A 14,680-nucleotide genomic window follows, 5' to 3' on the forward strand; every position below is an offset into this window, starting at 1 on the left:
TATAAGTGCAAACAGGGAGGATTATGATGAAAGTATTGACAGTTGAAAATATAAAAAAAGTATATGGAGAAAGACATGGAGGAAATGTTTCAAGTGCATTAAATGGAGTTAGTTTTGATGTGGAAAAAGGAGAGTTTGTCGGCATTATGGGACCTTCAGGAGCAGGAAAATCCACATTACTAAATGTTATAGCAACTATAGACACACCGACTTCAGGAAGCATAAAAATAGGTAACCAGGATATAGTTAATTTAAAAGAACCTAAACTTTCAAGATTTAGAAGAAAAAAATTGGGATTTATTTTTCAAGATTATAATTTACTTGATACTTTAACTTTGAAGGAAAATGTAATATTGCCTTTAGCACTTTCTAAAGTAAAGGTTAATGAAATAGATGAAAGGGCAGAAAGAATAGCTTCTACCTTAGGTATAAGTAAGATACTTAATAAATATCCCTATGAAGTGTCAGGGGGACAAAGACAGAGAACTGCTGCAGCTAGAGCTATAATAACCAATCCAGAGCTCATACTGGCAGATGAACCAACGGGTGCTCTTGATTCTAAGTCATCAAGGGAGCTACTTGGATGTATGAGTGAATTAAATAAGGAGCAAAGTGCTACAATTTTGATGGTAACTCATGATGCTTTTGCAGCCAGTTTCTGCAGAAGAATTATATTTATAAAAGATGGAGAATTGTTTACTGAAATAAGAAGTAGTGGAGATAGAAAGGAATTCTTTGACAGAATTTTAAAAGTTTTAGCAGTACTTGGAGGTGGAGTAAATGACCTTCATTAGTCTAGCTGTAAATAATGTTAAGAAAAACTTTAATAATTATGTTATGTATTTAATAAGTGCTGTGTTTTCTGTTATGATATTTTATATATTTTCTTCTATAGCCTTTAATGAGGTGATTATGAAACTAGCAGATAATAAGCCTATAGTTAAAGCTATATTCAAAGCTTCAGCGGGTATAGTTGCATTATTTTCTTTTGTATTTATATGGTATTCAAATAGTTTTTTCTTGAAAACAAGAAAAAAGGAAATAGCAATTTATTCTATGGTTGGTATGGAGAAAAAGCAGATTGCAAAAATGTTATTTTATGAAAACTTAATTATAGGAGTTCTAGCGATACTATGTGGAATAGTACTAGGCACAATGTTTTCTAAATACTTCTCACTTATGCTAATTTATCTTATGAAGGAAACCTTGAATATAAAATTTATCATTTCACTTAAAGCTTTTGAAATAACTATTGTAGTATTTTGCATACTTTTCCTATTAAATTCCTTTCATAGTTACAGCATAATATATAGATACAAGCTAATAGAACTTTTGTCAGCACAAAAAGAAGGAGAAAAGCAGCCTAATACTTCATTAATTACATCAATATTATCTTTGGTATTTATTGCAGCAGGATATATTATGACATATGATAAAACTACAATGCAGTTAGTGAAGATTGGAATACCAATAGTTATTTTAGTGTCTATAGGAACTTATTTTCTTTTTAGCAGCTTCATTATAATCTTTATAAGAACTATTAAGAGAAATAGAAGTGTTTACTATAGGGGAGAAAATATGATATCTGTATCACAAATACTCTATAGGATAAAAAGTAATGCAAAAACTCTTTCTGTTATTGCACTCTTAAGTGCAGTAACCTTAACTTCTGTTGCAGCATCGTATTCATTTTATAAAACTACAGAAAAAGATATGGGAAAGGATATGGTCTTTTCTTATGAATTTGTTAATGCAGATAGCTCTTTAAATAAAAAAATTGAAGATACGATAAATAAATATGATAATAAACTGATCTCACGAAATAATTTAAAACTCATAAGTGCAAAAGTAAATCTACCTATTTTGAATAAAGATGATTTTGAGGGAAAAATAATATCACAAAGTGATTATAACAGTGTGATTACAATAAAAAATAGGGGAAACAAGGTGAACTTAAAAGGCAATGAATGCTTATTTATTCAAACAAGTAAGGGAAGCAGTAAAAAGTATACCTATTTACGTAATCCGGTTTTAGTTAAGCTAGAAAATTCAATAATGAATTTTACAATTATAAAATCTACAGATGTACAAGTAGTAAGTCCTGCTGTAGCAGCAAGCACAATTGTTGTTTCAGACAAAGCCTTTAAAGGTATAAGTTCTCAAAATAAAATTACTAATATGAATGGATATATAGTACAAAATCCAGAAAAATCAAAGGAACTTACAAAAAAGTTGAACGAAGAAGTATCTAAAGACATATATGTAGATTCTTATTATGACTCTTATCAGGGATTTTATAAAGGTGGAGCTGTTTTAATTTTTATTGGAATGTTCTTAGGAATATTATTCTTCTTAGCAACAGGTAGTATAATATCTTTTAAACAATTGATGGAGGCATCTGATGATGAAAGAAGGTATTCAACTTTAAGAAAAATAGGCATGAACAGGCAGGAAATAAAGAAGTCCATAGCGAAACAATTATCAGTAACATTTGGAATGCCTTTAGTAGTTGCTATTTGTCACAGCACAGCAGCTTTAATAGTATTTCAAAGATTGATGAATGAGGGAATAATGAACTACTGTGTAATAATAATGCTAGGATATATACTTATGTATTTTCTATATTATATAGTAACTGTAAATTCCTATACAAATATTGTTTGTAAAAAAGAATAAGGGATATTTAAAGACTGGGGTGTGCTATGTTTAAAATACTTGTAATTGAAGATGATGAAGTTATAGGAGAAGAAATACTTAATGCTGTGAGAAAGCATGGATATGAGGGAAAAAGAATTGAAGATTTTAATAAGGTCATAGAAGAATTTGTTAAATATAAACCAGATCTGGTGCTTTTAGATATAAACCTGCCAGCTTATGATGGCTTTTATTGGTGCGGAAAAATAAGAATGCTTTCAAAAGTTCCTATAATTTTTATATCTTCCAGGACCGAAGAAATGGACATAATAATAGCAACAAATATGGGAGGAGACGATTATGTTACAAAACCATTTTCAATAAACATATTACTAACTAAGGTAAATGCATTACTCAGAAGAACCTATTCCTATTTCAATGATTTAGAATCAGATGTAATTACTCATAAAGGATTAATATTAAATTTAAAAGATGATACAGTTATGTATGATGGTAACAATATTCAGCTTACTAGAAATGAATTTAAAATTCTACACATACTTATGAAAAATAAAGGTACTATAGTAAGTCGTGATAGGATTATAAGAGAGTTATGGCAGGATGAGAGTTTTGTTGATGACAATACTTTAACTGTAAATATTGCAAGACTTAGAAAAAAACTTAAGAATATTGGCCTTCCTAATTACATTGAGACCCAAAAAAGTATGGGGTATATAGTATGAGCTTAAGAGAATATTTAAAAGATAGGAGAAATTTAATTGCTTTTTTTACCATACTCATGGTATTTATAGGCGGAATGATCTTCTTTGATAGTTCTATAAGAATGTTAAAATCTAATGCGGAATATGTAGTTACAGTTTCCATTTTGCTTTTTATAATATATCTTGCAATTGATTATAGTTTAATTAGATTTAATGTGAACAAAATTAGAAATATACCTAAGAAAGGATTAGAGTGGATTCACAGTTTACCTTGTCCAAGGAATTATGAACAAAAATTTTATCTTGATGTAATTAATAATCTGTATGAAAATGCTAATATACAAATAGAAAGTCTTAATAATAATAACAATGAAAGTGTTGAATTTTTAACTACCTGGGTTCATGAAATAAAAACGCCTATTGCTGCATCTAAACTAATTATTGAAAATAATTTAAGTAGAGAAAATGAAAAGACATTATATGGAATAGAGATGGAGATAGAAAAAGTAGAAGATTATGTTCAAAAAGCTTTGTTTTATTCCAGAATAAATGATTTTTCTAAAGATTACAGAATAGATAATGTTAAAATTGAAACTGCAGTAAAGGAAAGTATAAAAAGTGAGGCATCCTGGTTTATAAATAAGAACATAAAATTGAAGATAGAAGATCTAGATGTAGAGGTTGATACAGATTATAAATGGCTTCAATTTATAATAAAACAAATTTTAGATAATGCCATAAAATATACTTCTAAAGATGGGGTTATAAATATATATACAAAAGCACAAGAAAAGGAAAAAGTTTTATATATAAAAGACAATGGAATAGGTATAAAGAAAGAAGATATTAGAAGAGTCTTTGAAAAAAGTTTTACAGGTTATAATGGGAGGGTAAAGCAGCATTCAACTGGAATGGGGCTTTATATAAGCCAAAAACTTGCAGGAAAGTTAGGGCATTATATAGCTATAGAATCTGAATATGGAAAAGGCACTGAAGTTTCAATTCATTTTCCAAAGTTAAATAAATATATTTCATAGGCAAGAAAATTACAGGTTTTATTTGTAATTTTCTTGTCAGGTAAAAATGTAACTATTTTACACTATCCTTAGTTCTACTTTTTTTACTAAGAATTAGAGATAATATAAAACCTATTCCAATTAGCACAGCAGCAACTGTTACAGAACGACTAAAGCCGATGTATATTGCTTTTACTTGACTGCTTGGATCTGCCCCACTATTCATATTTTTTAAGTAGATATTTTGATAAGCTGTCATAACACCCACAAATAGAGCTGAACCTAAAGCACCAGCTATTTGCATTCCAGTATTTACTATAGCAACACCATCTGCTTGGTTTTTACCTGATAATTCACTAAGTGAAGTTGTTTGGGTAGTTGACATAGACATAGATGTTCCCACCATTATAGCACAATAGATAAGAGTAATTGTCCTTATAGGAGTTGACGGTGAAATACGTGATAGCATAAAAGTAAAAATACATGCTACTAGAAAACCTAATGGAATCAGTATACTTCCGCCTATTTTATCATAAATCTTACCAACAAATGGAGTTAATACACATCCCACAAGAATTGGTGGTAATATAGCCATTGCTGACGTAAAAGAAGATGTTTTTAAGCCATTTTGAAGCAGCAAAGGTAATATGACATTTATTGAAAAGTTAAACATTTGCATTAATATAATTAATAGTACACCTATTGCAAATATAGGGTGCCTAAATGATCGTATTTCAAGTATTGGCTGTTTTAAAGATAACTGGCGTTTACAAAAGAAAATTAATGCTATAAATCCAATTACAAAAACAACAGCAGTAGATAATAAACTTGAATTACCAGCTGAACTTACTGAATATATAATACCTGCAAATCCTATAGTTGACAGCAGTATGGATAAGTAATCAATTTTAGGTTTTGTTATCACAGAGATATTTTCTAAATAAAAATAACCTCCAATAATACAAATCAATAAAATTGGAATTAAGAGCACGAATAATGAATGCCAGCTAAAATGCTGCAGAAGTAAACCAGAAACCGCTGGACCAAGTGCAGGTCCTAATGTGATTATACAAACACATAACCCCATTATTGAACCACGTTTTTCTGGTGGTGTTACTACTAAAGCTGAATTCATCATAATAGGTATGAGCATACCAGTGCCTAATGCTTGAATTATTCTTGAAATTAATAGTGCTGTAAAAGTGCTAGAAAATACAGCACATAGAGTCCCAATTAGAAATAATACCATTGCACTTAAAAATAGTTGCTTTGTAGTAAAAGTGTGAATAAGAAAAGCTGTAACTGGCACAAGAATTCCAACTACTAGTACATAACCAGTAGTAAGCCACTGTGCTGTAGTAGCTGTAATGTGCATTTCTACCATTAATTTAGGAAATGCTACATTCAATATGGTTTCATTAAATAGTGCTATGAAACTTCCAAGTAATAATACAAACATAATTGCTTTTGCATTGTACTTAGGTCTTTTTTCTGTATAAATTTTTTTTGCTTCCATAAATTATAATCTCCTTAAATTTATTTTGTAGACCGGTCTATATATTAAGGGCGTAAACGAACACTTTGAAAATATTGCAAAGTAATATTTTTAAAGAACAAAGTTCAAAGTTCAAATATCAAATAAGGATAAATTTCTTCCTAACGTCAGAAAATATTAAAATTATAGATTTCCTGAGGTACGATGGAAATCATCTTTATCTGTTCTTTGTTATTTGAACTTTGTTATTTTCAAAAGCTTTGCTTCGCAATATTTTTAATTTATGTATGAATTCAATAAAATACCGATTTGTTTACTAACCGTTAAAAGAGCAATAGGGTTTTTTTCAGTAACTGAGGCTGTAATGGCTCCTTCAACTATAACTTGAATAAAAATGCCTAATTCCTGTGCAGTTTCTTTAGAAAACCCACCTTCAATTAACTTTTTAGTATATGTGTTTTGTATATCTAGAAAAGCTAACTCACAGGCTTTTCTTAAAGGTTCAATTGATAAATAAGTTTCTAGAGCTATAAGACTTAAAGAAATATCTTTTAGTTTTCCATCCCTTTTTAAATCTTCTATTATGTTTTTAATTACGGATTGAATAGCTTCAATTGGATTTGAGTGTTCATTTAATGTAGTTTGCAATTTATTTTGAATAGCTTCATTGGCAAGTTTTATAGATTCTAAAGCTAATTCTTCTTTTCCACCTGGAAAATAGTAATATAGAGAACCTTTAGGTGAACCACTTTCCTTTAAAATTTCATTTAATCCTGTAGCGTTATATCCCTTAACTTGAAAAAGCATTGATGCTGCTGTAAGTATTTTTTCTCTTGAGTAAGTTTTATTTTTCATTAAAGTAATGTCCTTTCTTATAATATAACGACTGGTCTACATATACATTATAGATACAATTTTAAGGATGTCAAGGTAATTTTTCAGCTTTTTGAATTGGTTACCATTATTTATCAGAAGTTTAGCACTTAAAAAATTTTTAGGACGGTAGTCCTTTGGATTATAAAGTCTTATGAATATTTACAGTAGAAGTAATAGATTCCGATTTTTACTGGAAATTATACGGAAAAAATTTGCATAATAAAAGCATCCTTTTTATAATGGTTTTGCTGAAAACTAAAAATAAAAGGATGCTGATAAAATGAGTAAAAGTTATTTAAAACAATTACTTACTTATATTAATAAAGTATATGATATAGGTGAAAAAATCAATAGTTTAAAAGATAAAAGAGTAAAATCTCCAGTAAAAGTTTCAACAATAGTTTTCGTAGTGTTATTTGGATTCATGCTTCAAATAAGAAGTTTCAATAGATTAGAACATTGGATTGAAAAGAATAAATTTAAAAAAGTGTTACCTAAAAATACTAAAATGCTGCACATTGACGCAGTCAGGCGGTGTTTAAGTAACTTTGATATGGATGGCTTGAAAAACATTCATATCAGCATAATAAAAACAACTATAAAAAACAAAGTATTTCGAAATGGTACTATTGATGGTTTAAAAGTAGCTGCCATAGATGGTGTAGAGTTATTTGAAAGTACTAAAAAATGTTGCAATAAATGCCTTTCTCGAGAGAATAGAGATGGAACTACCCATTATTTTCATAGATCTGTAGTGTGTGCAACAGTAGGATCAGACCCACATATTATTTTAGGTCAAGAGATGCTTGAACCTAAAAAAGATAGTTCAAGTAAAGATGAAGGTGAAATTACGGGTAGTAAACGACTAATTAAGAAGTTATATAAGAAGTATCATCATTTCGCTGACATCATAGTGGCTGATGCTCTTTACTGTAAATCTACTTGGATAAAAGAAGTTCTTTCTATAGGAATGGATGCATTGGTAAGAGTAAAAGATGAAAGGCTGCACATTGTAAAAGATGCATTAGCCCTATTTAAATGCCGGGAGGCAGATAAAGATTGGACTGTAAAGGAAAATGTAAATACCTATAGAAAGATTAAAGCGTGGGATGATGATAATTTTCAAATGTCTGATTCAAGTATAGAAGTAAGATTCATAAAATTTATAGAAGAAATTCATACTGGAGATAAAGCAGAAATTAAAGAAGAATGGATCATAACAACAGATAAATTTATATCAGTAGAAACTTTATGGAAAATAATGCATAAAAGATGGGATATTGAAAATAATGTATTTCATCAGTTGAAAACTGAATGGCATTTAGATCATTGTTTTCTTCACAGTTCTACAGGGGTAGAGACAGTTTTAATGTTTATGATACTAGCATTTAATTTAATGCAGTTATATTTTTTTAGGTGTATCAGAGGTTTTAGGAAGAAAAAAATGCTCCAAATAGATATTATTGAAGATATAAAAGATGAAAGATTTACTATAGAAGATGATTGGGATAATCCACTATTCATAAAGACGTAATTTTAAAATAAAAACTGGAAACTTTGCATTAAGATTTTTAGGGGTAGGGGAGTGTATAACAATTTTTACGATCTACCGGTTTAAGGGCTTACCAGACCTTTAAATAAGTGTAAAAAAATATAATTCCAGTAAAAATAAAATTTTCACTGGAATTTAGGTGCTAAATCTCTGATTATTTATAAAACTCCTTGACATTAATCTTTATAGCACAGGTTGATATAATTTAATTTAATTGCTTTTTTTGATATAATACTTATATAAAAATTTTTAGATGATGAAGGTGATGTTCTAGTGCCAAAAAATATATTTTCTGGTTTAGAAGATTTAGGGTTTGATGATATAGATGAAATAGATTTGTACCATAGCAAAAAAGAAAAAATAGAAAAAGAGGAATCGATTCAATTAACGGATGAAGAAAAACAAAAAAAATTATTATATGATTGTGAAATTACATGTCCGGTTTGTGATAATGATTTTAAAGCTAGAGCAGTTAAAACTTCAGCTGCAAGAATTTTAAAAAGAGATTCTGATTCATTTATTATATTTGATGTTATAAATCCTTATTTTTATGATGTATGGGTTTGTGATAAATGTGGATATGCCGCAATGAAAAGGGACTTTAATAAAATTAGAGATTCTGAAATTGATCTAGTAAAAGAAAAAATCAGACCAAAATGGCAGCCTAGATCTTACCCGGAGGTATATGACGTAAATGTAGCTATAGAAAGGTTTAAACTTTCTTTATTAAATTATTATGTGATAGGTGCAAAAGCTAGTAAAAAGGCAATGAATTGTTTAAAATTAGCCTGGATGTATCGAATATTAGAGGACTCTGAAAATGAAGCTGTATTTTTAAGACAGGCTTTAGAAGGGTTTAACTATGCTTATTTTAATGAAGCGTTTCCCTTATATAACATGGATAAGTTCACTTCTATGTATATTATTGGTGAATTGAATAGAAGATTGGGAAATAATGATGAAAGTTTAAAATGGTTTAGCCAGATAATAACAACCCATGGAGTTCCTTCAAAGCTTAAGGATCGAACTAGAGAGCAAAGAGATTTAATAAAAGAAGCTGAACAATTGGAAAAAGGTGTTGATGAATTAAATAACGATGAGGTTATTTCAAAAGAAGATCAAAAACCTAAAAAGGGATTTTTTTCAAGATTTTTTAGTTAAACGGATGGTACTAAACCATCCGTTTAACTCATAAATTTGTAAATTAGTCCACCTATTAGATATATAAACAGAGTTCTTGGTATCAGGTGGAGTTTTGACTCCACCTGATGCTTAGAAATCGTTATCCAGGGACGTAGCTGCTCTTTACTCCCCTTGAAGAAGGGGGGTATTAGAGCAGGTAGTCATCGGATAAATATTAACATAAAGTGAAAAATGACTAAAATACTTTTATGATTTCATAAACTGTAGTATTATGTGAATGAATTGAACTTAAAGTGAGTTTTTGAAAGGGGAAATATTTATAATGGAATCCACAGAAATTATCGAACTACCTTTGGACGTATCGGTGGATATTGATGAGGGAATAGAGAAATTTCAATCTTTTATGATGAGTTATAGTTCTGCTATAAAAGAAGTTAGGACTAAACTTGAAATATTAGATAAAGAATTTAAAGTAAAGAGGAAAAGAAATCCCATAGAATATATTAAATCTAGGGTTAAGGAACCTAGAAGCATAATAGGAAAACTTAAGCGAAAAGGTTTAGAACTAACACTTGAATCGGCAAAGAAAAATTTGAATGATATAGCAGGCATAAGAGTTATTTGCTCATTTGTAAGTGATATATATGAAATTGCAGATATGCTCAAAAGACAGGATGATATAACTTTGATTAAAGAAAAAGATTATATTAAAAATCCAAAACCAAATGGATATAGAAGTTTTCATATGGTTCTGGAAATTCCTATATTCTTTTCAAACCATGTAGAACCAGCGAGAATAGAAGTACAGATAAGGACTATTGCTATGGATTTTTGGGCAAGCTTGGAACATAAATTATATTATAAAACAGCAGGGAAGGCTCCAGTACATATAAAGAGTGATTTAAAGGAATGTGCAGATGTTATATCAAGAACAGATATTAAGATGCAGAATATACAACAGGAATTGGAGAGATTAAATTAATTTTAAATAGAATCTTAGCATAAGATGGGGGTTTAAGCTCCATCTTATGTTGATTAACACTATATTATTTATTACTTAAATATAAGCATAATAAAGGTTACTAACTACCAGAAGATAGATTTAAGACTTTTTGTAAAGGTGAATTCCTACCCATTTTAAATATATTGTTGAAAAATTATTAATTTGTAGTACAATGTAAGTAACAATAATTATTAATTAATATACAATTTAAGCAAAATTACTTTACTAGGAATGGGAGGAATTAATTTGTACTTTAAGAGTATTAAGACAAAAATGGCTATATCCTTTGGAATTTTGATTCTAATTATGTGCATAGGACTTGGTACAGTATCTTTTATAGAATCTTATGATACGTTAGCTTCAAATGCTACTGAATCCTTGCTTCAAATGGCTCAGCAATCTGCAAAATTTGTTCAAACTAAAATTGAAGGACAATTAGATGTAATGAAAGGGCTTGCAGGAAACTATTATATAAAAAGTGATGTATTATCTACAGATCAAAAATTAAATATTTTAAAAGATGAGGTACAAAGAAGTGGACATATAAGTATGGGTATAGGAGATGCTAATGGTAATGTTACATTTACAGATGGAGTAAAGGCAAATTTATATGATAGAGAGAATTATAAAGAAGCACTTCAAGGAAAAAGTTCAGTTTCAGATCCAATTTTAGGAAAGGCAGATAATAGGCTTGTTATGTCTTATGCTGTTCCTATTAAAGACGGTAGTAAAGTTAAGGGAGTTTTAATTGCCACACGTGATGGAAGTGAATTGAGTAAAATAACTAATAATATCAAGTATGGTAAAACTGGAACAACTTTTATGATAAGTAAAACTGGACATACAGTAGCAAATAAAGATACATCCCTTGTACGTAAAATGGAAAATGTAATTGAGAAAAGTAAAAAAGATCCAAGCTTGCAGGAACTAATGAAATTTGAAACTTATATGATGGAGGGAAAGAGTGGCGCAGATGGGTATACTTACAGAGATGGAACAAAAAAATATATAGGATATGCACCTGTAAAAGGTACTAACTGGTCCTTGGGAATATCTGTACCCAAATCTGAAGTTATGGAAAGCCTCACAAAAAATGAAATCTTTCAGGTAATTACAACTATTATTTTTGTATTAATAGGTGTATTAATAGCATTTTTCATTACTTCACTTATATCAAAACCTATAAATGTAATTACAAAGCATTTAAAAATAGTGGCATCTGGTGATTTTACAATGCCAATACCTGAAAAGTTGTTAAAAATGAAAGATGAATCAGGTATGCTTGCGGTTGCGGTAAAGAATATGCAGGAAAGTCAGGGAAATATAATTAAGAATATAATAGAAGAATCTTCTAATGTAACTGAAAATATGAAACAAATTAATGTGGAAATGGAGAATCTTAATAAAAGCATAGAGGAGATATCTGCAACTACAGAACAGTTGTCAGATACTACTGAGGAAACTGCAGCATCTACTGAAGAAATAAGTGCAATATCAAGGGAAATTGAAAAGGATGCAGAATCTATATCGAAAAAGGCGCAATATAGTTCTGAAAGTGTTTCAAATGCAAGCAGTACATCACAGAAAATGAAACAAAAAGCAATGAAATCCAGAGAAAGTATAATGAGCATATACAAAAACACAAAAGAAAGTTTGGAAGATGCCATTGAGAAATCAGAAGAGGTTTCTAAGATTAATGAACTGTCCTCAGCAATTCTTGATATTATGGAAGATACTAATTTATTAGCGCTAAATGCATCTATTGAAGCTGCTAGAGCAGGAGAAGCAGGTAGGGGTTTTGCAGTTGTAGCAAATGAAATAAGAACTCTTTCTGATGATTCTAAAGATACTGTTAATAGAATACAGCAGGTTACAAAAACTATCTTAGAAGTGGTAGATAATTTATCATCTAGTGCTTATGAAATATTGGAATTTATAGATAAAAAGATTTTACCTGATTACAATGAAATTGTAGAATCTCATGAAGAATCTAGTAAGAATTTCTTAGACGTAAATAATATAGTAACAGAGTTTAGTACTACTTCTCATGAACTTCTTGTATCAGTTCAAAATGTATCAAAACTAATGCAAGAGATATCAGACAGTGGAAATGAACAGGCAAGTGGTGCTCAAAATATTGCAGGTGAAACCTCTTACATAACTAAAATGGCAGGACATGTTGTAGAATTAACTGAAAAAGCAAAAGAAAAATCTGACTCATTAGTGGGCATAGTTTCAAGATTTAAAGTATAGAGGTGTTGATTATGAAAAGATTAAATAAACTTTTGGGAGGATTATTTGGAGTAGCCTGTGGAGATGCATTAGGGGCAACTTTGGAATTCTTATCTCAAGAAGAAGGACGTAAAACTTATGGGTATCTAAAAGATATTATAGGCAGAGGTCATTGGAAGTTGAAGCCTGGACAGGTTACAGATGATACCATGATGACTTTATGTGTAGCAGGAGGAATACTTGAGAATCCTGAATGTCCTATTGAATCTATAGGTAATAGATTTGTGAAATGGTACAATAGTGATCCTAAGGATATTGGAATGACTTGTGAGCTAGCTATAAAAAAGTACATTGAAACTGGCAATTGGAAAGAGGCTTCATTTTATGTCCATCATATATCTAATGGCAGGACGGCTGGAAATGGGACCATTATGAGATGTATACCAGTTGCATTATATTATAGAGATTACAGCAAAATGATAGATATAACCAGGCTGCAATCTAAAATGACACATTATGATGAAAAAGCAGCAGACGCCTGTGTAATATATAATACCGTTATTTATAAATATTTAAATGGAGAAACTAAGGAAAGGGCTATTACAGAGACAATTTACAGTAGTGAAGACTATAAAGATGTAATGAATATGAAAAAAGAAGAACTTATACCTTCAGGATATGTAGTTGACACTTTAAGGTGTGCACTCTGGTGTTTTATGAATAATTCAAATTTAGGAGATACAGTATGTGAGGCTGCAAATTTGTGTGGAGATGCTGATACTGTGGCTGCAGTTGCAGGGGGACTTGCAGGTACCTATTATGGATATGACAGTATTCCTGAAAGATGGAAAAATAAGATAGAGGTAAAAGATAAATTAATGAGCATTGGAGAAAAAATAAATAGCACACATAATTGATATAAATATTTTCTCCTCAATTGAAAATACTAGTTTATATAAATAGTAAATCGAAGGAGGAGCAAATATGAATTTTCCAACATCTTTTCCAAAGCAGCATCAGAATCATCATCCGGGATTTCAGTATGAAATGAATCCTATGCCTATATGTGATGATGCTGTGTATAATAGAAAAGGAGACCTTTTAAAAGGAAAAACTGCCATAATTACAGGTGGTGACAGCGGTATAGGTAGAGCTGTTTCTATAGCTTATGCGAACCAAGGTGCAGATGTAGTAATTGTATACTTAAATGAACAAAAAGATGCTGAGGAAGCTAAAAGACTTGTAGAAAGTAAGGGAACAAAGTGCACACTTATAGCAGGGAATATTAGTGATGTAAATTTTTGCAATAGCGTTGTAGAAAAAACTATAAGCGAATATGGAAAAATAGACATACTAGTTAATAATGCTGCTGTCCAATATGAATGTACTGATATAAAGCAGTTATCAGATGAACAATTTGACAGAACTTTTAAAACCAATGCATACGGAACTTTCTATATGACAAGGGCAGCAATGAATCACTTAAAATCAGGAGCATGCATAATAAATACAGCTTCTATAGTAGCTTTTAAAGGAAGTGCTACGCTCATAGATTATTCCATGACAAAAGGTGCAATAGTAGCTTTTACTAGATCATTATCTACTGCACTTGCAAAAGGGAAGACTGGAATAAGGGTAAATGCAGTTGCACCAGGGCCAATTTGGACACCTCTTATACCATCTTGTTTTGATGAAACAAAAACTTCCCAGTTTGGAGGGGATACTCCAATGGCAAGAGCAGGGCAGCCTGTGGAATGTGCAGGAACTTATGTATTTTTAGCTTCTGAAAACGCCTCTTATATTACGGGTCAGACTATCCATGTAAATGGAGGAGAAGTAGTGAACGGTTGAATAGAACTTTAACAAAATTTAATTTAAGTCAAAAATTAGATTGATTAAATATTAAACAAAATCAGAGCTGAGAGCAAAACTACAGCTCTGATTTTTTACATGAAATTAATATTATTGAAAATAATCTGACAATTTTATTGACACTATAAAAGCAAA

Annotated in this window: 12 protein-coding genes; 10 read left to right on the plus strand and 2 right to left on the minus strand. The window is 30.1% G+C overall.

Going from position 1 to position 14,680, the window contains the following annotated elements:
• Positions 1 to 26 precede the first annotated feature (26 nt).
• From B5S50_RS20950 to B5S50_RS20965, 4 genes are read left to right on the plus strand one after another with little or no spacing between them, the layout of a single operon-like run.
• Positions 27 to 794: an ABC transporter ATP-binding protein gene (locus B5S50_RS20950; RefSeq protein ID WP_065079932.1), complete on the plus strand. Its 768-nt coding sequence runs from the start codon at positions 27 to 29 to the stop codon at positions 792 to 794.
• Complete coding sequence (locus tag B5S50_RS20955; protein ID WP_065079931.1) at positions 781 to 2,676, plus strand: FtsX-like permease family protein; 1,896 nt, start codon at positions 781 to 783, stop codon at positions 2,674 to 2,676. Before B5S50_RS20950 ends, B5S50_RS20955 begins: the two co-directional genes overlap by 14 nt.
• 26 nt (positions 2,677 to 2,702) lie before the next feature.
• Entirely contained in the window at positions 2,703 to 3,377 is a 675-nt protein-coding gene (locus B5S50_RS20960) for a response regulator transcription factor (protein ID WP_217302748.1), read from the plus strand.
• Positions 3,374 to 4,393, plus strand: a complete 1,020-nt coding sequence (locus B5S50_RS20965; RefSeq protein ID WP_217302749.1) for a HAMP domain-containing sensor histidine kinase — start codon at positions 3,374 to 3,376, stop codon at positions 4,391 to 4,393. The genes B5S50_RS20960 and B5S50_RS20965 overlap by 4 nt, the downstream gene beginning before the upstream one ends.
• A gap of 52 nt (positions 4,394 to 4,445) precedes the next feature.
• Here B5S50_RS20965 and B5S50_RS20970 read toward each other — a convergent pair whose 3' ends face one another.
• Positions 4,446 to 5,888, minus strand: a complete 1,443-nt coding sequence (locus B5S50_RS20970; protein WP_065079928.1) for an MDR family MFS transporter — start codon at positions 5,886 to 5,888, stop codon at positions 4,446 to 4,448.
• 255 nt (positions 5,889 to 6,143) lie between these two features.
• A complete protein-coding gene (locus B5S50_RS20975; protein ID WP_217302750.1) occupies positions 6,144 to 6,722 on the minus strand; it encodes a TetR/AcrR family transcriptional regulator in 579 nt (192 codons plus the stop codon).
• Positions 6,723 to 7,023: 301 nt separating this feature from the next.
• Here B5S50_RS20975 and B5S50_RS21740 point away from each other — a divergent pair, with 301 nt between their 5' ends.
• From B5S50_RS21740 to B5S50_RS21005, 6 genes are all read left to right on the plus strand, one after another.
• A complete protein-coding gene (locus B5S50_RS21740) occupies positions 7,024 to 8,277 on the plus strand; it encodes a transposase (protein WP_254306610.1) in 1,254 nt (417 codons plus the stop codon).
• Between the two features lie 291 nt (positions 8,278 to 8,568).
• Positions 8,569 to 9,456 (plus strand): DUF2225 domain-containing protein, encoded by an 888-nt coding sequence (locus tag B5S50_RS20985; protein ID WP_083985812.1) that lies wholly within the window; start codon positions 8,569 to 8,571, stop codon positions 9,454 to 9,456.
• A gap of 304 nt (positions 9,457 to 9,760) precedes the next feature.
• Complete coding sequence (locus B5S50_RS20990; RefSeq protein WP_217302751.1) at positions 9,761 to 10,420, plus strand: GTP pyrophosphokinase family protein; 660 nt, start codon at positions 9,761 to 9,763, stop codon at positions 10,418 to 10,420.
• A 267-nt stretch (positions 10,421 to 10,687) separates the two neighbouring features.
• The gene (locus B5S50_RS20995) at positions 10,688 to 12,694 is read left to right on the plus strand and encodes a methyl-accepting chemotaxis protein (RefSeq protein ID WP_083985811.1); all 2,007 of its coding nucleotides are present in this window, start codon (positions 10,688 to 10,690) and stop codon (positions 12,692 to 12,694) included.
• An 11-nt stretch (positions 12,695 to 12,705) separates the two neighbouring features.
• Positions 12,706 to 13,590: an ADP-ribosylglycohydrolase family protein gene (locus tag B5S50_RS21000; RefSeq protein ID WP_065079924.1), complete on the plus strand. Its 885-nt coding sequence runs from the start codon at positions 12,706 to 12,708 to the stop codon at positions 13,588 to 13,590.
• Positions 13,591 to 13,657: 67 nt separating this feature from the next.
• Entirely contained in the window at positions 13,658 to 14,524 is an 867-nt protein-coding gene (locus B5S50_RS21005) for an SDR family oxidoreductase (protein ID WP_217302752.1), read from the plus strand.
• Positions 14,525 to 14,680 lie beyond the last annotated feature (156 nt).

The organism is Clostridium sp. 001 (genome assembly GCF_019056555.1).
GTDB classification, from domain to species: Bacteria; Bacillota; Clostridia; order Clostridiales; family Clostridiaceae; genus Clostridium_B; species Clostridium_B ragsdalei.